General features: G+C 40.6%; 22 protein-coding genes. 16 read left to right on the top strand and 6 right to left on the bottom strand.

What is annotated here, in order from left to right; all coding sequences use genetic code 11:
* The first annotated feature begins 149 nt into the window (after positions 1–149).
* Positions 150–494 carry an aspartate 1-decarboxylase gene (panD, locus tag ACP5NR_RS01995; protein WP_428004302.1) on the top strand — a complete coding sequence of 115 codons (345 nt, stop codon included), beginning with the start codon at positions 150–152 and terminating at the stop codon, positions 492–494.
* Here panD and ACP5NR_RS02000 read toward each other — a convergent pair.
* Both ACP5NR_RS02000 and ACP5NR_RS02005 read right to left on the bottom strand, forming a co-directional pair.
* A complete protein-coding gene (locus tag ACP5NR_RS02000; protein WP_428004303.1) occupies positions 484–1,389 on the bottom strand; it encodes a DMT family transporter in 906 nt (301 codons plus the stop codon). The genes panD and ACP5NR_RS02000 overlap by 11 nt on opposite strands.
* A complete protein-coding gene (locus ACP5NR_RS02005; protein WP_428004304.1) occupies positions 1,373–2,533 on the bottom strand; it encodes a 2-oxoacid:acceptor oxidoreductase subunit alpha in 1,161 nt (386 codons plus the stop codon). The genes ACP5NR_RS02000 and ACP5NR_RS02005 overlap by 17 nt, the downstream gene beginning before the upstream one ends.
* A gap of 204 nt (positions 2,534–2,737) precedes the next feature.
* Between ACP5NR_RS02005 and ACP5NR_RS02010 the strand changes: the two genes are divergently transcribed.
* From ACP5NR_RS02010 to ybeY, 3 genes are read left to right on the top strand one after another with little or no spacing between them, the layout of a single operon-like run.
* On the top strand, positions 2,738–3,607 hold the full coding sequence (locus tag ACP5NR_RS02010) for a PhoH family protein (RefSeq protein WP_428004305.1): 870 nt from the start codon (positions 2,738–2,740) through the stop codon (positions 3,605–3,607).
* Positions 3,597–4,964 carry an HDIG domain-containing metalloprotein gene (locus ACP5NR_RS02015; RefSeq protein WP_428004306.1) on the top strand — a complete coding sequence of 456 codons (1,368 nt, stop codon included), beginning with the start codon at positions 3,597–3,599 and terminating at the stop codon, positions 4,962–4,964. Before ACP5NR_RS02010 ends, ACP5NR_RS02015 begins: the two co-directional genes overlap by 11 nt.
* Complete coding sequence (gene ybeY / locus ACP5NR_RS02020) at positions 4,954–5,379, top strand: rRNA maturation RNase YbeY (protein WP_428004307.1); 426 nt, start codon at positions 4,954–4,956, stop codon at positions 5,377–5,379. The genes ACP5NR_RS02015 and ybeY overlap by 11 nt, the downstream gene beginning before the upstream one ends.
* 7 nt (positions 5,380–5,386) lie before the next feature.
* Here ybeY and ACP5NR_RS02025 read toward each other — a convergent pair whose 3' ends face one another.
* Genes ACP5NR_RS02025 through ACP5NR_RS02035 form a run of 3 tightly spaced genes read right to left on the bottom strand, consistent with a single transcriptional unit; the run spans position 5,387 to position 7,443 of the window.
* Entirely contained in the window at positions 5,387–6,208 is an 822-nt protein-coding gene (locus tag ACP5NR_RS02025) for a polyprenyl synthetase family protein (RefSeq protein WP_428004308.1), read from the bottom strand.
* Positions 6,186–6,710 carry a bifunctional nuclease family protein gene (locus ACP5NR_RS02030; protein WP_428004309.1) on the bottom strand — a complete coding sequence of 175 codons (525 nt, stop codon included), beginning with the start codon at positions 6,708–6,710 and terminating at the stop codon, positions 6,186–6,188. Before ACP5NR_RS02030 ends, ACP5NR_RS02025 begins: the two co-directional genes overlap by 23 nt.
* Positions 6,691–7,443 carry a lysophospholipid acyltransferase family protein gene (locus ACP5NR_RS02035; RefSeq protein ID WP_428005878.1) on the bottom strand — a complete coding sequence of 251 codons (753 nt, stop codon included), beginning with the start codon at positions 7,441–7,443 and terminating at the stop codon, positions 6,691–6,693. The genes ACP5NR_RS02030 and ACP5NR_RS02035 overlap by 20 nt, the downstream gene beginning before the upstream one ends.
* Positions 7,444–7,527: 84 nt before the next feature.
* On the opposite strand from ACP5NR_RS02035, the gene ACP5NR_RS02040 reads away from it, so the two are divergent.
* Complete coding sequence (locus ACP5NR_RS02040; RefSeq protein WP_428005879.1) at positions 7,528–8,943, top strand: sigma 54-interacting transcriptional regulator; 1,416 nt, start codon at positions 7,528–7,530, stop codon at positions 8,941–8,943.
* An 82-nt stretch (positions 8,944–9,025) separates the two neighbouring features.
* On the opposite strand, the gene ACP5NR_RS02045 is transcribed toward ACP5NR_RS02040, so the two are convergent.
* Positions 9,026–9,799, bottom strand: a complete 774-nt coding sequence (locus ACP5NR_RS02045; protein ID WP_428004312.1) for a hypothetical protein — start codon at positions 9,797–9,799, stop codon at positions 9,026–9,028.
* Between the two features lie 473 nt (positions 9,800–10,272).
* On the opposite strand from ACP5NR_RS02045, the gene ACP5NR_RS02050 reads away from it, so the two are divergent.
* The 11 genes from ACP5NR_RS02050 to ACP5NR_RS02100 all read left to right on the top strand — a co-directional run bounded on the left by ACP5NR_RS02050 (position 10,273) and on the right by ACP5NR_RS02100 (position 23,912).
* Positions 10,273–11,304, top strand: coding sequence for an ABC transporter permease (locus tag ACP5NR_RS02050; RefSeq protein WP_428004313.1), 1,032 nt, complete (start codon positions 10,273–10,275; stop codon positions 11,302–11,304).
* Between the two features lie 21 nt (positions 11,305–11,325).
* Complete coding sequence (locus tag ACP5NR_RS02055) at positions 11,326–12,378, top strand: ABC transporter ATP-binding protein (protein WP_428005880.1); 1,053 nt, start codon at positions 11,326–11,328, stop codon at positions 12,376–12,378.
* A gap of 14 nt (positions 12,379–12,392) precedes the next feature.
* Entirely contained in the window at positions 12,393–14,252 is a 1,860-nt protein-coding gene (locus tag ACP5NR_RS02060; protein ID WP_428004315.1) for an ABC transporter substrate-binding protein, read from the top strand.
* Between the two features lie 13 nt (positions 14,253–14,265).
* Positions 14,266–15,150 (top strand): ABC transporter permease, encoded by an 885-nt coding sequence (locus ACP5NR_RS02065; RefSeq protein ID WP_428004316.1) that lies wholly within the window; start codon positions 14,266–14,268, stop codon positions 15,148–15,150.
* Positions 15,151–15,163: 13 nt separating this feature from the next.
* A complete protein-coding gene (locus ACP5NR_RS02070) occupies positions 15,164–16,378 on the top strand; it encodes an amidohydrolase family protein (protein ID WP_428004317.1) in 1,215 nt (404 codons plus the stop codon).
* A gap of 5 nt (positions 16,379–16,383) precedes the next feature.
* Entirely contained in the window at positions 16,384–16,575 is a 192-nt protein-coding gene (locus ACP5NR_RS02075; RefSeq protein ID WP_428004318.1) for a hypothetical protein, read from the top strand.
* A gap of 201 nt (positions 16,576–16,776) precedes the next feature.
* Positions 16,777–18,633, top strand: a complete 1,857-nt coding sequence (locus ACP5NR_RS02080; RefSeq protein ID WP_428004319.1) for an ABC transporter substrate-binding protein — start codon at positions 16,777–16,779, stop codon at positions 18,631–18,633.
* Between the two features lie 30 nt (positions 18,634–18,663).
* Complete coding sequence (locus ACP5NR_RS02085) at positions 18,664–19,092, top strand: APC family permease (RefSeq protein ID WP_428004320.1); 429 nt, start codon at positions 18,664–18,666, stop codon at positions 19,090–19,092.
* Positions 19,093–19,141: 49 nt separating this feature from the next.
* Positions 19,142–20,347, top strand: a complete 1,206-nt coding sequence (locus ACP5NR_RS02090) for an APC family permease (protein WP_428004321.1) — start codon at positions 19,142–19,144, stop codon at positions 20,345–20,347.
* A gap of 289 nt (positions 20,348–20,636) precedes the next feature.
* Complete coding sequence (locus ACP5NR_RS02095; RefSeq protein WP_428004322.1) at positions 20,637–21,791, top strand: amidohydrolase; 1,155 nt, start codon at positions 20,637–20,639, stop codon at positions 21,789–21,791.
* A gap of 246 nt (positions 21,792–22,037) precedes the next feature.
* Positions 22,038–23,912 (top strand): ABC transporter substrate-binding protein, encoded by a 1,875-nt coding sequence (locus ACP5NR_RS02100; RefSeq protein WP_428004323.1) that lies wholly within the window; start codon positions 22,038–22,040, stop codon positions 23,910–23,912.
* The last annotated feature ends 8 nt before the right edge of the window (positions 23,913–23,920 follow it).

Consider the following 23,920-nt stretch of genomic DNA (forward strand, 5'->3'; position numbering starts at 1 on the left):
CGGGGTTATTTTATGTTCCACTGTGCTGATTTTGATAGTTATCAATTTAAAATTTTCAAAGGCCTAATAAATCCCAAAATATGTTTTTAATCTGCGGAAAATGGGATATAATATAAATGTGTATAACGAATAAAAAACGGAGGAACGTAATGCAAAAGATATTTTTAAACGCAAAGATCCACAGAGCAACTATAACGGACAAGAATCTTGAATATGAAGGATCGATAACCATAGATCCTGTTCTAACGAAAGCAGTTGGTATTGAAGAAGGAGAAATGGTTCAGGTAGTCAATCTTAACAACGGCACAAGGTTTGAAACTTATGTGATAAACGGAGAAGAAAATTCAGGCATTATTTCTCTCAACGGAGCTGCAGCGCGTCTTGGAGAAATTGGAGATAAAGTCATAATAATGGCTTACGCTATTTTCAACGCCAACGAAAAGCACGATGCGAAGATTGTCATTGTTGATTCTAAGAACAAGATCATAAAATGATTTCTTCTTTTTTTCCTAATCTTTCCCCAAGTATAACTCCCACCATCGTTATAGCACCGCCGATATATATCCATACCGACGGTATGTTCTTCAAGATCATCGTATCTGCTAAAACGGAAACAACAGGGATCAAATATATGAAATTACTCGATGTGCGCGATCCAAGCGATCTGACGGCGTAATTCCATATTAAGTATCCAAATCCGGAGCATAGAGTGCCAAGAAAGAGAAGCCATAAAATAACATCAGGTCTCAAAAATGTTGCTACATTAGGCCTTTCTACCGATATTTCAATGATTGAAAACGGAATCAAAAAGATCAAACCCCATTTTGTCATTTCAACAGTTGTGAGTAAGTTATCGTAATTTTCCAGTTTGTTGATGTATAAAGTATACATTCCCCACGAGATGGCAGCGCCCAATACGAGAAGATCTCCCAAAGCATCGCCTTTCAGTTCAAATCCATTTGAAGCGATTATTATCGTAACACCTGCCAGAGAAAGAAAAGACATAAGGTAAAGCATAAATGAACTTGCCTTTCTTCTCGATATATCTGCAATTATTATGGTGAATATCGGTACAGTTGCTATTAAAATAGAAGCCTGAGACGGTGTGGTGAAACTGACACCGAAATTTTCGAACACAAAATATATGGTTATGCCCCACAACCCTGCCATAGCCGATAAGAATTTTGCTTTTTTCGGAAGTTTTCGATCTTTCACCGTTAACCTTGAAAATACCCACAGTATAATCCATGAAATGATAAACCTTAAAGTTGCCATGGTTATAGGTGGTATAACACTTACAACAACTTTTATCGCAACAAATGAAATTCCCCAGAAAAAAATAATCGTAAGTCCAAGTATTATGCTTAAATTATCATTCTTCGTGTTCATTTGTCAGTCTTGTCAATGCCTCAACTATATCGTAAGGTTGGATCAATTCTCCGTCTTCTCTCAACACGGTTTCCATCGGTACATTTTTTTTGTTTATACGGCTTACTTCATGTGCGAATTGCCCCATATTCATCTCGGCAACCACGATGCCGGAGATACGTGAAATCAACTTTTTGAGAGGATTTATCGGGAATGGCCATATCGTTATAGGCTTGAAAAGGCCTACCTTTATTCCGTTAGATCTTGCCAGTTTGATGGCACGGTAAGCACTTCTTGCCGTTGTGCCATAGGCTATTATGAGATATTCAGCATCATCGACCATGTATGAATCGTATATAAGTATTTCATCAAGATGTAAATTTATCTTGTTCACGAAATGTTTCATCAATTTTGAAGCCATATCAGCATTTCCTATCGGGAAACCGCTTTCATCGTGAAAAAGGCCTGAAACATGAAATCTTGTACTACCCATCGATACAAGGGGTTGTATTTCATCGTTAAGTTCTGATTCTTCGAGAAATGGCTGATATATGGTGTTTTGATCCATATCTTTTGTGAGTATCCTGTCTACGATTGTAAACTCATCGGGATCGGGAAGATAAAAACTTTCTCTCATATGGCCAACGGTCTCATCCATCAAAAATATGACGGGAGTTCTGTAAATTTCAGAAAAATTAAAAGCCGTGACTATGTATTTGTAGACTTCTTCAACTGTAGATGGATACAAAACTATTACCGCGTGATCCCCATGCGTGCCCCATCTTGCTTGCATAATGTCTCCCTGCGCAGTTTTTGTAGGAAAGCCTGTACTGGGACCGGTTCTTTGAACATCAACGAAAACAACAGGAGTTTCCGTCATCGAAGCGTAACCTATGGCTTCTTGCATAAGGCTAAAACCAGGTCCACTCGTGGCTGTCATCGATTTAACTCCTGCCAGAGAAGCACCGATAATTGCAGCAGCACTTGATATCTCATCTTCCATTTGTATAAAGGTACCGCCTACCTTTGGCAATTTGGCAGACATCGCCTCGGCTATATCCGTCGCAGGGGTAATTGGATATCCTGCAAAAAATCTGCATCCGGCCAAAATAGCACCCCGCGCGCAAGCCTCATCTCCTTGCATGACAACAAATTTTTCACCCATCTGATTTACTCCTTCCGAGCATTTCTATTTTTAATTTTACCACTATTTACCTAACACATCCAACTGAGGACTCCTTTACGAGCCTAAGTTCGGAATTTTCTCGGTATTAAGTGCTATAATTATCGTAGCGAGAAATAATTTTGTAGGAGGTGAGTATCGCTGGAAACGATTTCGAGATTTAAGATCCCCGATTCGATCGATATCGTGTCTTTTCTTGGAGAATATGATTCAAATCTCAAAACTATAAAGAAGTATTTCGATGTTGGAGTTACGCTTATGGACTCAGAATTATGGATAAAAGGGGAAGAGGAAAAGGTAAAACGTGTCAGTGGCGTGCTTGATAGGATGGTCAAGATCGTTTTAAAGGAAGGAAGTGTTGATATAAGAGATCTTTTGAACACAAAAGAAAGAACGACTTCCAAAATAGAAGGTGTCGGGGTATTTCCAAAAACAAAAGGACAGCAGTTTTATGTTGATTCCATGAAAGAAAATGACATAGTTTTTGCGATAGGCCCTGCCGGAACAGGTAAAACTTACCTTGCAGTTGCAATGGCAGTCGAGGGTTTAAGAAGCGGCGAGATACAACGAATAGTTTTAACTCGCCCTGCCGTTGAAGCGGGTGAAAAACTCGGTTTTTTACCCGGAGACATGATAGAAAAAGTAGATCCGTACCTAAGGCCACTTTACGATGCCTTATTTGACATGATGAGTCCCGAGAGATTCAATTATTACCGCGAAAAGGGCATAATAGAAGTCGCACCTCTTGCTTACATGAGAGGAAGAACTCTCAACAACGCTTTCATGATCCTCGATGAAGCTCAAAATACAACTCATGGTCAATTGAAAATGTTCCTGACAAGAATGGGATTTGGATCTAAAGTAGTCGTAACTGGAGATGTGACTCAAATAGATCTTGAAGACAAGGCAACTTCAAGCCTTTTGGAGGCACAAAGAATTCTCAAAGACATAAAAGGAGTTTCTTTTGTTTATTTAAACGAAGAAGATGTGGTGAGAAATCCCATAGTTAAAAGGATAATAAAGGCATATGAGATTTTTGAAGAAAATGAGAAGTAAAAAACTTTACGTATATCTTTACTACTTTTTGACGCCTCTTGTGCTTATAATTTTGTCCAATCTGTCAATTCAGCCGAGAATTGAATGGGTAAATGAATATATCCTCATAGGCGGGGCTAATTTTCTGAGTTTCAAATGGATAAAAGATCACGTGAAATTCTTTAAGATACATGAACAATATTTCTGGACATATGCCGCTACGATATTTCTTGCAGTTGCATTTTTTCCATTGGGTAATCTTCTTGTTGGTCATTATGGTATTCCAGTTTTCTTTGGTGTAATTCTTGTGGCGGCCTTGATGGGAACCGAAAGTGGTATTGCTTCGGCGATAACGCTTTCAACCGTTGCGGCGGTCATGTCAAATAACAGTTTTGATCTTTTCGCGATGTACATCGTAAGTTCAATCACGGCCATATACATGGTGAAAAATTTCAACAAGCGTACCGATATGACGAAAGTTGCGTTTTATGGCTCCATCGTATCGGTTATAATGTTTTTTGCGATGCACATGGATCTTCAATTTATATCTCAAAGTGGGACCAGCATTTTGATCATCGCTTTAAATCCATTTGTTTCGATGATTTTAGTGCTTGGAATTATGCCATACGTGGAATACATATCGCGAATATATTCGAACATAGGCTTGCTTGAACTTGGAGGTTTAAGCCACCCACTTTTAAAGGAATTGTCAATGGAAGCGCCGGGAACGTATTTTCACAGCGTTGAACTTGCAAATATGTGTGAGATGGCGGCAAGCAGAATAAACGCGAATTACATCCTCGCAAGAATAGGATCCTATTTTCATGACATAGGAAAGATGAGAAGGCCTGAATTTTTCACTGAAAATCAAAAAGGATTCAATCCTCATGACTCAATGACTCCTATCATGAACTATCTTGTGATAATTTCTCACGTTAAGTATGGAGTTAAAATGGCAAAGGAAAAAAGACTGCCTTTGCTTGTGGAAGACATGATAAGGGAACATCATGGCACAAGAATGGTTTCGTTTTTTTATCAGAAAGCGCTTGCCGAAAATCTTAACGTAAGTCCTGATGATTTTAGGTATCCTGGCCCGAGACCGCGCACCAAAGAGGCAGGCATCGTAATGCTTGCGGATTCATGCGAGGCTGCCTTCAAATCGATGAAAGAGATAAACCCATCCAAAATCCAAAATATAGTCGAAGAAATTGTCAACAGGGTTTACAATGAACGTCAATTGGATGATTCCGGTTTGTCTCTCAAAGATCTTGATGAAATAGCCCAAGAATTTTCAAAGATACTTTCTTTAAGGATGAAAACGCGTTTGTCGTATCCAAAAAGAGAAGAAATTGAGAAAGTGATAAAAATTGCCAATTAGAATTTTCAACGATCAAAAGGTCAATTTGAATTTGCCACTTATAAGCACATTGCTTGAAAAGGTTTTGAATGCAGAAAAAGAAAATGGAATTATCGATCTCATATTCGTCGATATTGATGAAATTGTAAGGCTGAATTCTTACAGAAAAAAATCAGGACCTACCGATGTTTTGTCCTTTAACTATGATCAACAGGCGTTAAAAGGAGAAGTTTACGTTTGTCCTGATTACGTGATGGAAAACGCAAAAATATTCAACGTTACTTTTAATCAAGAACTTTTGCGCGTTTGCATTCATGGGATACTCCATGTGTGTGGATACGATCATGAAAGAGATAAAGCATCCGAAAAGATCATGTTTGAAAAGCAGGAAAACTACCTTTCAGGTTTCGCAGATTTTTTGAACGATATTTGCTGAGTCAGCCTTAAACTGATTTTTTGTTAAAAAGTATTTCCTTAACCTCATCGTAAAGAAATCCTTTGTTTATCCTTGAAAGTATCCTATCTCGAATATCTTCAGCAAGTTTTTGAGCCTTTGCAATGCCCATTATTTTAACTATCGTTGCTTTATTTTCCTGGAGATCCTTTTTTGGTGTTTTACCCATTTGCTCGAAAGTGGCTGTAACATCGAGAATGTCATCGCGAATTTGAAAATACGTTCCAAATTCGTACCCTGCTTCTCTGTAAGGCAAAGGATCTAATCCCGCCATCATCGGACCAAATGAAAAAGAAAAGGCAAAAAGCGCCCCAGTCTTTCCCCTATACATCTGTAAGATCTCTGATTCCGAAGGTTGATACCCTTTTTTCGACATGATGATGTCTCTTGTTTCTCCGTCTACGAGTTCTATAAGTGTCTGGGTAAAGGCCCTTATCACATCGTTGTTCTTTGATTCGGTACAGATATAGCCGGCCACTGAAAAAAGCAAATCTCCTGCCATTATGGCTATATCTTCGCCAAAAGCAACATGGTTCGAAGGCTGGCCTCGCCTATAATCATCGTTGTCAATGGCTGGAAGATCATCATGTATAAGAGAGCCGGCGTGCATCATCTCGGTTGCACATGCAACTTTTAAGGCAATATTTTGATCAACGTTGAAGTCTTTTGCGCTTGCAATTACAAACTTTGGCCTTATTCTTTTGCCTGGCAATTTTAACGTGTAAAGTGCGGCAGTTTCAAGTTTTGTAGATAAACCAAGTTGCTTTATCATACTTTCAATGGCATCATCAATTTCCTTCGTGACTTCCACCTTCACCTTTCTCTTCATTTTCAAAATACTTTCTTATTTGATCTATATCAAGATGTTCTACGAAATCTTTGAATTCTCTTTCTTCGGTTTGTTCTGCTTGATCTTCTATTCTTATGCCACTTTCCTTTATTATTTCTTCTGTAGTGTAAATGGGTAATGCTTTTTTTGTGGCCATGATTATCCCGTCTGAAGGTCTGCAATCTATCTCCATGGTTTTATCATCAACTTTCAAAATCAATTTAGCCCTATAGGTATTATCTTCAAGAGAATCTATGAAAAGTTTTTCCGCAACTCCGTTGAAAGCGCTTATCACGTTGAGAATCAAATCATGTGTTAAAGGTCTTGGAAATTCTGCTTTTTGGATTGCCAAAGAAAGTGCAAAAGCCTCACATGATCCTATCCATATTGGAAGTACCAAAGGGGAATTTGGAATCTCAAGTATCACAACCGGCGTGTTGTTTCGCTTATCAAAAGCAAGTCCTTTAACCTTTACCTCTTTCAATTAATTCACCTCCTTCGATTTTCTTCAATTCGTCGATCAACATATTTCTTAAAAACTCGGATAGCATTTTTGAATCCCATTTGTCAAATGTTTCCGGTTTTACAACTGGCATTATCGAAAGATAAATATCCGCTTTCTTTATATACACAGAACCCTTTGGCATAGATTTTTCAGTTCCCGAAATAGCGATGGGTAAGATAGGTACCTTTGCTTTTGTCACGATTTTCATTGAACCAATTTTAAACTCATGCACTTGACCATCAGTACTTCTTGTGCCTTCTGGAAATATAGCGATAACCTGTCCTTCCTCTTTCATTTTCCTTATCATGTTGTCTATCGCTACGACTGCATCCCTTGGATTTTCTCTATCTATGAGTTCTCCACCGAGTATCTTTAAAAACTGTCCAACGGTGAAGAATTTTCCGAGTTCTTTTTTTGCTATAAATCCGGCATGAGCATTAACGTATCCTTGAATTAACGTTATATCAAGCATACTTCTGTGGTTGGCGACAATTATGTAAGGACCTTTTTGCGGCTTATTCTCCAAACCTGAAATGTGTACTTTACTCTTCGGAAGAGAAAAAGACCTTCTTCCCCATCGGCCTACGTGTAATTTTATGTAATTTTCTCTTTCTTCTCCTGTTCTTTTAAGTACACCTCTTACAAAAAATGGAGCGTAAGCCATGTATCCCAGAAAGAATATCCCTGTCAACAAATAACGAAGAATTCCCAAATTATCTTCACCCTATCAATTATATCACGTGTATCTTCCAGTGATTTAAAAATTCAGATTTAATCCACATAAAAAGGCTTTAAAATGAACAAAATGCTTTTGAATTTCGTTTTAAAAAATGATAAAATATCAAGTGGTGGATATAAGGGGGTGGTTGAGATGAAAACTGTTTTCATCGGGGATTTTGGTATGTTGAAATTAAAAGATTATACCGGAGATCTCGTCGAAAGATTTTCCGTTTACGATAAAATAGAAAGCGTGTTTGAAACTTTAATTGCAGAAAAAAATGATAAGTTTTTGATATTTTTAGATCGTGAATATGCAAACGATGCACAAAAGTTGAAAGACTTTACGATTGCAAACAGAATACCTTCAAGAATATTTATAAATGTACCTAAAGCAAATCTTTCCATTAAATCAAGCAGGATAATTTCATTTGATTTTGATCTTTACGGTGGAGTGGCGGAATTTATTTCAAATATCGAAGCCCAAACATACAGACTTTCAGGAATAAGCAATTTTATAAGACAACTTAGAGAAGACGTGATCTTCTTGTCTTTCAGCAATAGCAATCTTTTCGTATCAGGAGAAACCGGAACGGGAAAATCGTTGGTGACACAGATAATTCATTTAATTTCCCACAGAAGAGAAAACAGATTTCTCGAATTGAATTGCGTGAATATGCCTGAAGATTTGCTCGAAAGTGAACTTTTTGGACATACAAAAGGTGCTTTTACAAGTGCATATTCGGAAAAACGTGGACTTTTGGAAGAGGCAAACAATGGGACATTGTTTCTTGACGAGATAGGAGAGATGTCACATCACATGCAATCAAAATTGCTGAGGGTCATCGATACCAAAAAATTCATGCCGATAGGTTCTAACAAAGAAATAAACGTTGATGTCAGATTTTGCGCCGCAACCAATCAGAATCCGCAATTACGCCTTAGAGAAGATCTGTTTCAAAGGATATCGGAAGCAAAGATAGAAATGATACCTTTGAGAGAAAGGAAAGAAGACATACCATCAATAGTTGATTTCTTTTTGCTATCTTCCAATTACAAGATAAGGTTTAAAGATTTTCCTGAAGAAGTAAAACATGCTTTCATGGCTCACAAATACCCTGGCAACATAAGAGAATTAAGAAATATCGTCGCACGCTTTGTCGAGTTTTCGGAATCTCCTAATTCTGAAAATATTCCCAAATACGATCCGAATGCTTTTGCCAAACAGGAACTAACGGAAAGATTTGTTGCATCGATGACAGATCTTTACATGGGCCAAATTGAACCTTTAGAAACAGTCATAAAAAGGATACGTGCAAGACTTGAAAGCGAGATAACAAGACGTGTGCTTAATTCTTGCGGTTGGGATAAAAATTTGGCCGCAAAAAAGCTGTCTTTAAGTCGGAAGACCATAGATAACATGATAAAAAAATATAATCTTGACAAAAGAAAAGGGAGAACGACAAAAAAAGCGGATGATAAGAGTACGGTTTAGAATAATCCCCCCTTTTGGGGGGATTGAAATTCATTAATTTTTAGAAGGGGTTTTAACAAGTTAGCCACGGCAATGCTTTCAATTAGAAAGTCACGGCATACCATATTCCGAAAGGATCTTTAAGGTTGTTTCCGCTTACATCTCCGCGATAAGAATCTCTTATGAAATAATACAAAGGTTTTCCTTCATAAGATAACTGGCTGCTGCCATCCGGCCTTTTGAAAATTTGAAAGTTAGAGGAATTAAGTCCCGAAGGAACAACGATACTTTTCACATTAAAAGCAGGCCAGAAAGAAAGACACATACCATTGCATTTGATTGTACTTGTCGATTCTCCGTCAAGATAATAAAGCGTCATGCCATTTGCATCAACAAGGTAATTTCCAAGTTTCGGGTTTGTACCTACCATCACGGTGTAATCTGGTTTCATGACATACCACAACCCTTTTACTCCCTCTCCGTTCGTGTCGCCAGGCTTTTTATCGTTTATGAAGTAATAAAGTGGCCATCCTTTATAGGCTATTTGTGGTCTGCCGTCTCCACCAGTTACAACTGAGAAATCTTTGGGATTTAAACTTGATGGAACAACTATTTTCGAAACGTAAAATGGACTCCAAAAGTCCAAATAAGACCCATTAAACGTTTTTCCATCGACATTTTCTGTGAAATAATACAAAGTCATGCCATTTGCATCAACAAGGTAATTTCCGATACCGGTTTTGTAAGATACATTTATGGTGTAATTACTCGTAGCATTTGAAGTGGATTGAGAAGCCGCGCCGGTTGACCATGTTTGCGCCATACCTAAAGCGGTTACAAATATAAACATTAAAGTAACGATTCCAAGTTTCTTCATTTTACACCTCCTAAATAGGACTACTTTAGTATAGATTATATCACAAATGATTTTCAAAAGCAAGTATACAAATTTCCTCCGATAAAAACACCTTATTACGCTGATTTTCCCAATTTTGGATAAATTAGACAGTTTAAATTCGATTTCCTCTTTTTTCATTTGATTATCAAATGTTATCTCACAAAATCGTAGTATAAAAGCAATCCTAACATAAGCAAGATTTAATTTGTTGTTAATTGACTTCTACTTTGTTAAATGTTAAGATAAACATCAATAAAAAGTAATAAGGCGGTTTTGTTATGATAACAGATAATGTTTTTGAAAAATTTGTGGTGATAAACACGAAGACCTAATAGAGTTTTTGATGATTTGCTCTATTAGGCCATGTCAAATTATAAAGCATGGCTTTTTTTTATATATAGAATATTCTCAAGGTGAGGCGGAAGAAATAAAAAATTAAGGAGGTGCTGGTATTGCTGAGTTTTGCGGCAAGAAGGATGTTGCTTTTACCTGTTACCATTCTCGGTCTCACTTTGTTGATCTTCCTTTTCATGTCTTTTTTGTCTCCGTATGAACTTCTGGCAACTTACGTAAGCGACCCAAGGCAACTTCAAGGAGGTGCTGCGCAGACTCTCATAAAGCAATATGGCCTTGATCAACCATTTTACGTTAAATACGTTAAATGGATTGATGAGATTATTCATGGAAAATTTGGATGGTCTGTGACTCTTAACGAACCCGTTTCCGAGGCTATCATGCAAAGGTTCCCCGCAACTCTTGAACTTGCCGTTTATTCTATCATCCCTATAATATTCATTGGAATATGGCTTGGCGTTACCTCGGCGGTACATCATAACAGATTCATAGATCAGGTTTTAAGAGTTGTTGCACTTATGGGATATTCGATTCCGTCCTTTGTTTTAGGCCTTGTAATACTTTTCATATTTTACGGTGTGCTTGGATGGTTGCCTCCGGGTAGATTGGGTATAAGTTTTTCTATGATATATGATTCGGCCGCTTTTCATCACTACACAGGTTTGGTTACCATCGATTCGCTTTTAAATGGCAGATTTTGGATGTTTTTGGATGCGCTGAAACACCTTGTTGCTCCTATAATGACACTTTCATTCCTTTCATGGGCGGCTCTTCTGAGAATAACCCGATCTTCGATGCTTGAATCTTTAGGACAGGATTACGTGAGAACTGCCAGGGCAAAAGGGTTGAGCGAGCGTGTCGTGATAAACAAGCATGCAAGAAAAAATGCGTTAATTCCGGCAACAACAGTTGCGGGTTTGATGTTCATAGGGATATTAGGCGGAGTTGTCATAACCGAAACGATTTTCAACTACCCGGGCATAGGAAGCCTTATGGCTCAGGCATCAGAGCAACTCGATTATGCGACCGTGCTGGGCATAACTTTGATTTACGGCCTTGTGACAGTCATAGGCAACTTAGTCGTTGATGTCTCTTACGCTTTGATAGATCCAAGAGTTAGATTGGGCTAATTTCGAAAAGTGGTGATGTTTATGCAGGAAGAAATTGAAGAAAGCGTTTTGACAGAAGAATTTGAGGACCAGAACAAAGATGAAAAGACAGATATTCTCTTGGAAGTTAAAAATCTCAAGAAATACTTCCCGATAAAGGCAGGAGTTTTTAGAAAGACAGTCGGATGGGTGAAAGCCGTCGATGATGTTTCATTTTACATAAAAAAAGGTGAAACCTTAGGACTTGTGGGAGAGTCCGGATGTGGAAAAACAACGGCCGGTCAAACTATTTTAAGGCTTATAGAACCAACGGATGGTCATGTCTTTTACAACGGCGTTGATCTTTTCAAACTTTCAAAAGGTCAGATGAAAAGATACAGATCAAGGTTACAGATGATCTTCCAGGATCCTTACAGTTCTTTGGATCCGAGAATGAGAGTCAAGGATATAATAGCGGAAGGTCTTAAATCCGCACACATGGGAAATTTGAGGGAAAGATATGAAAAGGTCAGAGATTACATGCAAAGAGTTGGTGTCTCTCCGACTTACATGAACAGATTTCCCCATGAATTCAGTGGAGGTCAAAGGCAAAGGATAGGAATTGCGCGAGCGCTCGTTTTGAATCCGGAACTGATAGTGGCAGACGAGGCGGTCTCCGCATTGGATGCATCCGTTCAGGCTCAGGTGTTAAACCTTTTGGATGATTTACAGAAAGAATTTCATCTTACGTATTTGTTCATAGCCCACAATTTAAGCGTTGTAAGGCATGTAAGTGACAGAATCATAGTGATGTATCTCGGCAAGATAGTTGAAATGGCAGACAAGCACGAATTATTCACCAATTCTTTGCATCCTTACACAAAAGCGTTGCTTTCTGCCAATCCGATACCGGATCCGACTGTAAAGCGAAGGGACAGGATAATACTGCAGGGAGATGTTCCAAGTCCTGCGAATCCTCCGTCCGGATGCAGATTTCGTACAAGGTGCTGGCTGGCACAACCGGTATGTGCCCAAGAAGAACCAAAACTTAAAGAGGTATCACAGGGACATTTTGTAGCATGTCATTTCTGGGAAACAGTCCAGGATCAAAACTAAAGGAGGGGTTGAATGTGAGGAAGATTTTAGTTGCAGTTACAATCGTTTTGATAGGCATTTTTTCGATCGGGATTGCCGAAGCCGTGGTGAATCCGGATACGGTTGTCGAAGATACTTATTACAACATCCAAAGTCTTGACCCTGCATGGGTTTCAGATGTTGGATCTGAAGAGGCGATAAGTCAATTCTATGATAACCTCATTCAATATGACGGGACCTCTGTGACAAGATTTTTACCTATGTTGTCTACAAATGTGCCTTCAGTTGAAGATGGCACGCTCCTTGACAACGGAACGACTTATATCTTCCATATCAGACAGGGTGTTTACTTTCACAACGGTGATCTTCTAACACCGCAGGATGTTGTCTATTCTCTCGAAAGGGCAGTGTTATTCGACAGGGCAGGAGGGCCTTCGTGGATGCTTTCCGAGCCGTTGCTTCCGAAAATAGATGGAAAGTACGTTGATTCGATAACTCAATGGGCTGCCAAACTTGCAGGAGTTAAATCGTGGAATGATCTTTTTGCAACAGGTACAAAAAATCCTCTCAATGCGTCTTACAAGCAGGCTTTGGTAGATGCATTCAATCTTCTTGCGAAGGACTTTGAGATAAAAGGAAATGATGTCATAATTCATCTTCCACATCCTTACGCTCCATTTTTGGCAACACTGGCACATTACAACACATTGACTTCTGTATTGGATGAACAATGGTGTGCAGCGCATAAGGCATGGGACGGCTCAGCAGACGATTGGTGGTCCTACCACAATCCTACCGTTAACGATGATCCATTCTACAACGTTGAAAATGGAACCGGACCTTTTGAACTTGTGAATTGGAGCGGTGGATTGCAGATTACATTCGAAAGATTTGACAAATACTGGGCAGGCCCTGCAAAGATAAAATATGGCGTTATAAACGATGTCGCTGAATTCACCACAAGAAAACTTGATCTTACAAGGGGACAGGCCGATGTTATAAATGTTTTGGTGCCGTACCTAAGTCAGGTTGAGGGAATTCCAGGGGTCAAAGTTTACACACATTTGCCAACTTTCGCGATTGATTCGATATTTTTCACGTGGAATGTGAACAATCAGGGAGGAAATCCATACCTTGGATCCGGGAAATTAGATGGACATGGCATACCGCCTGACTTTTTCTCCAACAAAGATGTGAGAATGGCCTTTGAATATCTTTTCCCTTACAGTACCTACATAAAACAGGTATGGCTTGATCAGGCCTTGATTCCAAACGGAGCCGTCCCGAAAGGATTGCTTGGCTACAATTCGGCCACTCCCACGGCATTCCAGCAGGATCTCGCGAAGGCTGCGGAATATTTCAAGAAAGCGTACAACGGAGAGTTATGGAACAAAGGCTTTGAATTCACAGCAGTTTACAACACAGGGAACACTCAAAGACAAACCGCACTCGAAATGCTTCAATATTACGCGGCACAGGTTAATCCAAAATTCAAAATAGACATAGCAAGTGAATTATGGGCCACGTATTTGAATGATTTAATAATCAACAGAATTCCTATGTTTATGATCGGATGGACAGGCGGTCCAGATCCATATGACTCGGCACAGCCTTTCTACGGTTCCGGCGGAGCACTTGCGGCATTTCTTGGATCGAATTACATAGAATGGGCAAGGGAACACATGGATCCACTGCTTTCGGAATCGATGAGCACCACGGATCCACAGAAACGTGCCGAAATCTTTACGGAAATGAACACGATAGCGCATGATAACGCACTCTTTCTCTTCACGGACCAGCAGGAAGGCGTAGCGGTGATGCGCACATGGCTTAAAGGATGGGAGTACAATCCAATGAGCTTTTTGAGATTGAATTTCTATTCTTTATCTAAATAAGCGGGTGATTTAGATGGAAGAGATCCTCAGGACAGTCAAAAAAATAATGAGAAACGCAGTTTCACTGTTAGGTGTCGTACTCGTTTCTTTCTTCATAGTGGTGGCAATTTGCGCTCCATTTCTTGCACCTCCATCCTATCCTGGGGATCCTTACCAAATGCCAAGAAGCGGCTGGAGCGTTACACCTCAGTCTCCATCTTTACAGAATCCATTCGGAACGACTGAAGGACAATATAACATATATTACGGGGTTATATGGGGCACAAGGACTGCTTTTAGGGTAGGACTTATAGTGATAGGCTTTGCGCTTACAATAGGGCTTATAATGGGCACGCTTGCGGCTTACTTTGGAGGCTGGATTGACGAATTGCTAATGAGGATAACGGATATCTTTCTTGCGTTTCCATTTCTTGTAGGTGTCATAGTGCTTGTCACAATTCTCGGACCCGGCTTAAATCATGTCATGCTTGCGATGATAATTTTCTACTGGATGACCTTTGCAAGACTTATAAGAGGTAGTATTCTTCAGGTCAAAGAAAATCAATATGTGATGGCATCGGTTGCGCTTGGGGCGCCGGGATACGGCATCATCGCGCACCATTTGATTCCAAATTCCATATATCCAATCATAATTCAGGTTTCAATGGACATGGCAACAATTCCTTTACTTGCGGCGGCCTTATCTTTTCTTGGCTTAGGGGCTCCCGTTGGATATGCAGACTGGGGACAACTTGTGGCCTTTTCGAGAAACTGGATAATATCTTCAAATGGAGGAAATCCTTTTCAATTTTGGTACACAATCTTTTTTCCGGCAATAACCATAGTGCTTTACGCGCTTGGGTGGAATTTGCTTGGAGACACGTTAAGAGACATTCTTGATCCAAAAATGCTGATATGAAGGAGAGAACAACATGTACGTGCTAAATCACATGAATTTGATCGATGGTAACGGTAACGTGTTAGAAGATGCCGTTGTGATAGTTGAAGGAACGAAGATCCGCGATGTGCGAAAGAACAACGATCATGTGCCGGAAGGGGCTGAAGTTATAGACATGAAAGGATATACAATGCTTCCCGGTATGATAGACGCCCATATGCATTTAGGCGGAAATGGGGAGCCAAACAGAGAACTTGAGATGCTGAAAGAATTGCTTCCGATGACAACCTTGAAAGCGTATGTTAATGCCAGATCCGATCTTATGGCCGGATTTACGACGATAAGGTCGATGGGAGACAGAGGATTTCTCGATATATCTTTAAAGAAAGCCATAGAAAGTGGTCTGGTGGAAGGGCCAAGGATGAAAGTCTCGGGACAGGCCATTTCTATGACGGGAGGTCATGGTGACAGATGGCTTGCGCCGGAGGTAAGTGCAAACGGATACGGCGTTATAGCCGATGGTCCGGATGAAATGAGAAAGGCCGCGAGATATCAACTGAAGATGGGTGCGGACGTTGTGAAGATGATGGCTACCGGCGGAGTTATGTCTGAAGGAGACGAACCCGGATCGCCACAACTTACGGAAGAAGAGATGAGAGCGGCAGTTGAAGAGGCACACAAAGTCGGGAAGAAAGCGGCCGCCCATGCACAGGGTACGGAAGGCATAAAAAATGCCATAAGGGCAGGGATCGATTCGATAGAGCATGGAATATTTTTGGACGATGAAGCCATTGAAATGATGAAAGAGAAAGGAGTGTTTTTGGTCGCCACTCTTGTGGCACCTTATAACATAAAAAAATACGGACGCGAAGCCGGTATTCCGGAACACGCCGTGAGAAAGACTGAAGAGATAATAAGTTATCATGCGGATAGTTTTTCAAGGGCATACAAAGCCGGTGTGAAGATAGCGATGGGTACCGATGCCGCCACGCCTTTCAACAAACACGGCGAAAATGCCCAGGAATTGGTTTTGATGGTAGAAAATGGCGCGAAACCCATGGATGCGATAATGGCCGCAACGAAATGGGGATCACAATTGCTTGGTGTGGAAAAGATCGTGGGCACCGTTGAGGCAGGAAAAGAGGCCGACCTGATAGCCGTAAATGGAGATCCTCTAAAAGACGTATCTGTTTTGAAAGACGTCAAATTCGTCATGAAAGCCGGAAAGATATACAAGAGATTAGGGTGATGGTTATGAAAATGGCATTTGTCGGCAGGATCATAGACGGTACGGGTAAAGCGCCGTTCGACGGGGTGGTACTCGTAGAGGATGGGAAAATAGGAAAGGTTGGTTCATTTGTTGCAGCGCATGCAGAAGGCGCAGAAGGCATAAAAAATGCCATAAGGGCAGGATGCCTTGATCAAATAGTGACAAGTGAAGAGTAAACAGTAAAAGGTTAGAAGTGAACAGTTTTTCTGATTACGGATCACGCGTTACGCATCACAAATTTCTCTAATCTTTGATCCCTAATCTCTGTTTTTTCTACGTGCCACGAGCCACGCACTACGTGCTGTTCTGGTACCCGCTGGAGCAATGATTCGGAATTTGAAATTGGTTCAGTATAAATTTCATACGGAGGTGGTTATATGGAGCATAAATGGTTTTTTGTGACAGGTGTACTGGTTTTATTTTCAATTATGGCTTTGGCTGCCGTTCCGAACCCTGACACAGTTGTCTACGAGCAAGAAAGAGCGGCAGAAACTCTCGATCCTGCTATGGTCATTGATACAGCCTCTGGCGAGGTGCTCGACAACATATATCAGACGCTTATTACCTTTGACGGTACGTTTTTGACACGATATGTCCCCGTGCTTTCGACAAATGTGCCTTCTGTCAAAGATGGTACAATCCTCGATAACGGCATGACCTACGTTTTTCACATAAAGAAGGGGGTCCATTTTCAAAATGGAGATCTGCTTACACCTCAGGATGTGGTTTATTCATTTGAAAGATTTGTTGTGACGGGCATGGCTGGAGGCAATTCATATGTATTGACTGAGCCTCTACTTCCGGAGATAAACGGAAATTATGTCGACAACATCTCAAAGTGGGCGGTAAAACTTGCAGGAGTGAAATCATGGAATGATTTATTTGCCACCGGTACGATCACACCAAAGAATGAGGCATACAAAAAAGCCCTTGTAGAGACTTTTGATCTTTTATCCAAATGTTTTGAGATAAAAGGCGATGATGTCATAATACACCTTGCCCATCCATTTTCATCCGATCTTTTCTTCAGTTATCTTGAAGAAATAGATATTTTGGATGAAAAATGGGCTTCGAATAACGGAGCATGGCCCGGAACGGCAGATACGTGGTGGAATTATTACAATCCAGAGCGTCAGGCAGATCCGCTTTATTCCATAACAAACGGTACAGGGCCGTTTGAATTGCAATCATGGACTCAGGGAAGAGAAGTGGTTTTAAAACGTTTTGATGGCTACTGGGGAGAGCCGGCGAAGATAAAATACGCCGTGATAAAAACAGTTTCTGAATTTACCACAAGAAAACTCGATCTGATGCGCGGAGACGCGGACATAATTTCTGTTCCGCCGGCCTACATTACACAGGTTGAAAATATTCCGGGAGTGAAAGTTTCCGAAAACATACCCGAACTTGCCCAGTATCAACTGTCATTTGCATTCAGTGTCAGTCCGCACAACAAATACATTTATTCCGGCAAATTGGATGGCAATGGAATTCCGCCCGATTTCTTTTCGAACTTAGATGTAAGAAAGGGCTTCGAATATCTATTCCCGCACCAAACGTATGTAAAGGATGTCTGGAATGGACTTGGAATAGTGCCTAACAGTCCGATATGTACAGGTCTTATAGGATACGATCCCGATCTTCCCGCGTACCATCAGGATCTGGCAAAGGCTGCCGAATATTTCAAGAAAGCCTACAACGGAGAGGTGTGGAAGAAAGGATTTAAATTCGCCATAATCTACAATTCCACAGATCCGACAATGCAAGAAGCATGTGAGATGTTAAGCACGTATGCCCAGCAGATAAATCCCAAATTTGACGTTGTACCTGTGCCCGTGTTATGGCAGACACTCGTCGGAGAATTTCTCGGCAATGACCTTCCAATGGTAGCACTTGATTGGTTTGCAAATACTTCTTACGATCGCGTGTATGGATATTTGGATTCATCCGGAGTTTATGGAGAAGCGCTTGGACAAAATTTCAGTGCTTTTGAAAAAGATGAATTCGATCCCCTTATAAACGCTGCAGTTGCGGCGACATCTGACAGTGTTGCGGAGAAACTTTACAAAGAGATAAGCCTAAAAGCATACGAAGATGCCATCATGATATGGTTGATTCAACCATCACGTCAGTTAGTTTACAGAGACTGGCTGCATGGCCTTTATCCAACAAATTACAACCCGAGTTACTCTAAAGATCTTCATTTTTACGGTTTGTACAAATCTGGTAATTAGTGAGAAGTTTTGCATGGGGAGGTGATTTTCTTGGCAGATCAAAAAGATAGCGAGATAAGACCGGCAGAGGCTATAGCAAAAGAATCAGATAAAAAACTCAAAAAAGCTTTAAGTCTTCAGGATTTATTTTTTCTTTCAATGGGAGGAATAATAGGTTCTGGATGGCTGTTAGGAGTTGCGGGTGCTGCCGGTACGGCAGGACCTGCATCAATACTGTCATGGATAATAGGAGGGGTCATAGTTTTATTCATAGCCCTGACCTTTGCAGAAATTTCAGGTGCGATTCCAAAAAGTGGTGCCATTGTGAGGTATCCTCATCTGGCCTATGGTGGTTACACGGGATACATAATAGGATGGGCTTACATGTTGAGTGCCGTAACGGTACCAACTGTTGAGGCTGAAGCGGAAATTCATCATTCCAACGCTTACATTTATCTTTCTGCTTTTCATGTTCAATAAATCAAATTTGGTCTCTCACGGAGGATTTTTCCCGTTAGGAGTTGGCAGTATGTTTTACGCGATTCCATCCGCAGGAATAGTCTTTTCTTACCTTGGATTCAGGCAAGCGCTTGAATTTGGTGGAGAAGCGAAAAATCCTCAAAGGGATGTTCCAAGAGCGACTGTGTATTCCGTGCTGGCTGCGATAGCACTTTACACACTTTTGCAGGTTGCTTTTTTGGGAGCGATAAAATGGCCTGCCGGCACAACATGGTCTACATTGACCTCGTCTTCTTTGGGATCCGCACCATTTTTCACAGAATTGCAATACAGCGGAATAGCGCTATTCATAGCATTTTCTTATTTTTTGCTTATTGATGCCTGGATTTCCCCCAGCGGGACTGGCTGGATATACTCCGGCAATTCTGCAAGGGTGTTGTATGGCATAGCGGCAGATGGGTATTTTCCATCTGCGTTGCTTAAAATTCATAGTAAAACAAGGATACCCTATATTGCACTGATAGCAAGTCTTGTACTTGGAGTGGTCTTCTTTTTGCCATTTCCGTCGTGGTATCTTTTTGTGGGCTTTATATCCAGTGCCACAGTGCTAACGTACGTAATGGGACCACTGGCACTGATGACATTTAGAAAACACGCTCCCCAACTTCACAGACCATTCCATTTGCCTTACGCATCTGTAATAGCCCCTATTGCTTTTGTTGGAGGAGCCCTTATCGTTTACTGGTCTGGAATAACAACCTTTACGATGATCTTTTACACAACATTTATAGGAATTCCAATATTTTATTTTCTTTACGCCTCTAAGAAATTAAATCTTTCAAAACTTTTCGCTTACACAATGGGACTAATAGAATTAGTCATAGCGATAGTTGCTTTGGTGGCCAATTACATGTACGTACTTTACCCGTCTTCTAAAGAATCGATGGGGACAAGGACAGAAATATTTCTTTCGAGTTTGACCGTGATGGCCGGTATTGTACTTTTATTCACGGCGATAACATCGTTAAAAGTTTCTCAAAAAGATAAACAGATGTTTTTAAGTTCCTATTGGTTGCTTTCTTTGATGATAGTGACTGAACTATTTTCGTATTTCGGGGCATTTGGAAATGAAGTTTTAATTCCATTTCCATGGGATACGATTGTGATGATCGCCGTCTATTCTGTGATATATGTTTTTGCACTTAGAGGTGGACACAACACAGAAGATCTCAGTGTTATAGTAGAAGAACAAAAAGACTTTAATCTCAACAAATGACAAATAGTAAATGACAGGTAACACGTAATCTGTGATCGAAAAAAATACTGAACCAACCTTAATCGAACATTGCTCCGACAGGTGATTTGCATGGCGCGTGGCTTTTGGCACGTAGAGTATATATACCAAACTCATTTTAAAAGCCGAATAGTCATTTACTGTGAGCGAATGGCAAGATACCTTCGAGATGGCCTCCGCAGCGGCGCGAGGACCAGACATCGAGCGAGGCATCTGCCAGAGCGGTGATTCGGAATTTGAAAATGACTTAGTATATATGAAGGAGGCTAAAATGAAATTACTTCTCAAAAACGCGACTGTTTTCTCAATTACATCCAAACCATTTAAAGGAGACGTGCTTGTCGAAAACTCTAAAATATACGAAGTCGGTGAGTTGATAAAAAAGGATGAAGACACCGAGGTTATAGATTTAGCCGGTAAATATCTTTTCCCAGGTTTCATAGATGCCCATTCTCACATAGGGCTCAAAGAAGAAAGTGTTAACGATCCGGTTGGCTCAGATGTGAATGAAATGACAGATCCTATCACGGCCGATGTTAAAGCCATTGATGGATTTAATCCTGAAGATGACGCCATAGATAGAGCGCTTAGTGGAGGAGTCACAACAGTCATGATAGTGCCGGGAAGCGGGAATCCGGTCGGCGGTCAGGGAGCGATAATCAAATTCAAATCTAAAATTGTCGATGAGATGATAGTCAAGGAACCGGCAGGATTGAAGATGGCCTTCGGTGAAAATCCAAAAAGGGTTTACGGCGATCAGAAGAAAACCCCTTCGACACGTCTGGGAGTTGCAGCAGTTGTAAGGGCATATTTCACGAAAGTACAGGATTACATGAAAAAGAAGGAAATTGCCCAAAAAGACGGAAAACCTTTCACAGAAAGAGATCTGAAACTTGAAGCGGGAGAAAAAGTGCTTAAAGGAGAGATTCCGGCCAGAATTCATGCCCATCGTTACGATGACATACTTACTGCCGCAAGAATAGCGGATGAATTTGGATTCAAATTCGTCATAGAACACGGGACAGAAGGATACAAAATCGTTGATTTGCTCAAAGCGAAAGAAATACCTGTCGTTGTAGGGCCTCTTATGACCTTCAGGACAAAGCGCGAACTGAAAGATATGACGATGGAGTCGATAAAGATTTTAAATGAAAAAGGTGTCCTGATCTCTTTGATGTGCGATCATCCCGTAGTTCCGCTTGAATATGCCTCGATCCAAGCGGCAAGCGCTTTGAGGTACGGGGCAAGGGAAGAAGATTTGCTAAAGATGCTTACAATAAATCCAGCCAAAATACTTGGGATTTCAGACAGAACGGGATCTATCGAAAAGGGAAAAGACGCGGATCTTGTTATATGGAGCGGTCATCCGTTCAATGCCAGATCAAAAGTTGAGAGTATATACATAGAGGGAATAAAGATTATGTGATTAAAATATAATTAAAATTTAATTTTATGAAAATCACATCTTAATGTTTATAGGTTAATATACTTTCAAAGTTGCAAAAGAGGTAGAAAATGCGAATAATTTCGATTTTGGCAATAACAAATGAAAGAAGACATCATAGAGTACTGCCCGGTGGAGCGGTGCCTTGATCGTCTTTGATATAGATTCCACCGGGCCACATTGAAAAGATGTGGCCTTTTTTATTTTAATTTGACGGGAGGTAAGAAGATGAAGAAGTTTCTCGTGTTTGCAGCAATCATTGCGTTTTTCGTGATCATGGGAATAGCCCAGAATGTTGTGAATCCAGACACCATTGTTTACGAAGAACCGGGACCTTTTCAATCCTTAGATCCGGCCTGGGAGTATGACACCACATCTGCCGAGGTTATATGGCAACTTTACGATTCCCTGCTTCAATATGACGGGACATCAACCGTGAAATTATCGCCAATGTTATCTACGAATGTTCCATCGGTTGCAGATGGAACGATTCTTGACAACGGTACGACTTACGTCTTTCACATCAGACAAGGTGTCTATTTTCACAACGGAGATCTTTTAACCCCGCAGGATGTCGTTTATTCTCTTGAAAGGTTGGTCCTTCTCGATTACAGCGGGGGGCCGTCATGGATGCTTGCAGAACCATTGCTACCGACGATAAATGGCAACTACGTTTTGACAATTGTACAGGAAGTTGCGAAAGAATTGGGACTTAGCAATCCTTTGAGTTACACAAGTTTGAGTTCTCTTGACATCTTTGCAACCGGTACGAAAGTCCCCCTCAATGATAAATATAAGCAGGCCTTGATAGATGCCTTTAACCTGCTTGCAAGTGATTTTGAAATTAAAGGAAATGACGTGATAATTCATCTTCCCCAGCCATTCGAGCCTTTCTTGTACACGCTTGCAAAGGGCGGAATATGCGAATCGGTCATTCTTGATGAAAAATGGTGCGCAGAAAATAAGGCATGGAATGGAAAAGCAGATGACTGGTGGTATTACCATAATCCCACACTTAGCCAGGATACCCTTACAAATATAGAAAACGGAACAGGGCCGTATTTCATGAAATATTACATACCCAACAGAGAAATAGCCTTTCAAAGATTTGACAAATACTGGGCAGGCACTGCCCCTATAAAGTATGCAGTCATAAAGTATGTCAACGAATTCACGACAAGACTGCTCGATCTGGAATCTGGCCAGGCCGATGCGATTTACGTGCCTGTCGAAAACTTATCCGAGGTACAAAATGACAAAAACATAAAAGTTTCGGTCTATCCCCAACTTTCCGTTTATGAATTGAATTTCACGTGGAATCTTGCCAGTGATGGCAATCCTTACATTGGATCCGGAAAGTTAGATGGCAATGGAATCCCGCCCGATTTCTTTTCGAATTTGGATGTGAGAAAAGGATTTGAATATCTCTTTCCATATAGTACCTACATAAAAGAGGCGTACGATAATTTGGCGTTGCAACCAAATGGTGCGATAATGAAGGGGTTATTCGGATACAGTTCGAATCTACCCAAATATTCTCAAGACCTTTCAAAGGCTGCGGAATATTTCAAAAAGGCATACAACGGAGAATTATGGGAGAAAGGATTTAAATTCTCTGCAATATACGAAAGCGGGGATACGACAGAGCAAATTGCCCTTACAGCGTTGAGCAATGCCGCAAGAGAGGTCAATCCCAAATTTCAGATAAACGTCGTCGGAGAATTATGGCCAAACCTTCTTAGCGACAGTTTGTCTTTCAAATTGCCGATCTTCACGATGGGATATCTGGCCGATTATCCGGATCCTTACGATCTTGCTTATGCCTATTATTCTTCCACCGGTATATTTGGAGCATTCATAGGTCAAAGTTTTATCAGTTTTGCCCAAAAGAATCTCGATCCGCTTGTAAAAGATCTGCTTACCACATCCAATCTTTCAAAACGTGCAGAAATAGTCAAACAACTTGAGGAGTTAGACTACAAAGATGCACTCTACATCTGGACTGATCAGCCTTTCGGAATATTCGTAAGTCGTACATGGCTAAAAGGATGGTATCCGAATGGAATAAGACCGGGGATAGACTTTTATTCGCTGTCGAAATGAAATTTAGA

This window comes from Athalassotoga sp., from assembly GCF_049965695.1.
Taxonomy (GTDB): domain Bacteria; phylum Thermotogota; class Thermotogae; order Mesoaciditogales; family Mesoaciditogaceae; genus Athalassotoga.

Excerpts from the sequence above, each read along its gene's own strand:
- ACP5NR_RS02055 (WP_428005880.1), top strand. The coding sequence starts at position 11,326 with ATGCAGGAAGAAATTGAAGAAAGCGTTTTGACAGAAGAATTTGAGGAC.
- ACP5NR_RS02000 (WP_428004303.1), bottom strand. The coding sequence starts at position 1,389 with ATGAACACGAAGAATGATAATTTAAGCATAATACTTGGACTTACGATT.
- ACP5NR_RS02045 (WP_428004312.1), bottom strand. The coding sequence starts at position 9,799 with ATGAAGAAACTTGGAATCGTTACTTTAATGTTTATATTTGTAACCGCT.
- ACP5NR_RS02075 (WP_428004318.1), top strand. The coding sequence starts at position 16,384 with ATGAAAATGGCATTTGTCGGCAGGATCATAGACGGTACGGGTAAAGCG.
- ACP5NR_RS02015 (WP_428004306.1), top strand. The coding sequence starts at position 3,597 with ATGAGAAGTAAAAAACTTTACGTATATCTTTACTACTTTTTGACGCCT.
- ACP5NR_RS02065 (WP_428004316.1), top strand. The coding sequence starts at position 14,266 with ATGGAAGAGATCCTCAGGACAGTCAAAAAAATAATGAGAAACGCAGTT.
- ACP5NR_RS02005 (WP_428004304.1), bottom strand. The coding sequence starts at position 2,533 with ATGGGTGAAAAATTTGTTGTCATGCAAGGAGATGAGGCTTGCGCGCGG.
- ACP5NR_RS02100 (WP_428004323.1), top strand. The coding sequence starts at position 22,038 with ATGAAGAAGTTTCTCGTGTTTGCAGCAATCATTGCGTTTTTCGTGATC.
- panD (WP_428004302.1), top strand. The coding sequence starts at position 150 with ATGCAAAAGATATTTTTAAACGCAAAGATCCACAGAGCAACTATAACG.
- ACP5NR_RS02095 (WP_428004322.1), top strand. The coding sequence starts at position 20,637 with ATGAAATTACTTCTCAAAAACGCGACTGTTTTCTCAATTACATCCAAA.
- ACP5NR_RS02090 (WP_428004321.1), top strand. The coding sequence starts at position 19,142 with ATGTTTTACGCGATTCCATCCGCAGGAATAGTCTTTTCTTACCTTGGA.
- ACP5NR_RS02080 (WP_428004319.1), top strand. The coding sequence starts at position 16,777 with ATGGAGCATAAATGGTTTTTTGTGACAGGTGTACTGGTTTTATTTTCA.
- ACP5NR_RS02070 (WP_428004317.1), top strand. The coding sequence starts at position 15,164 with ATGTACGTGCTAAATCACATGAATTTGATCGATGGTAACGGTAACGTG.
- ACP5NR_RS02040 (WP_428005879.1), top strand. The coding sequence starts at position 7,528 with ATGAACAAAATGCTTTTGAATTTCGTTTTAAAAAATGATAAAATATCA.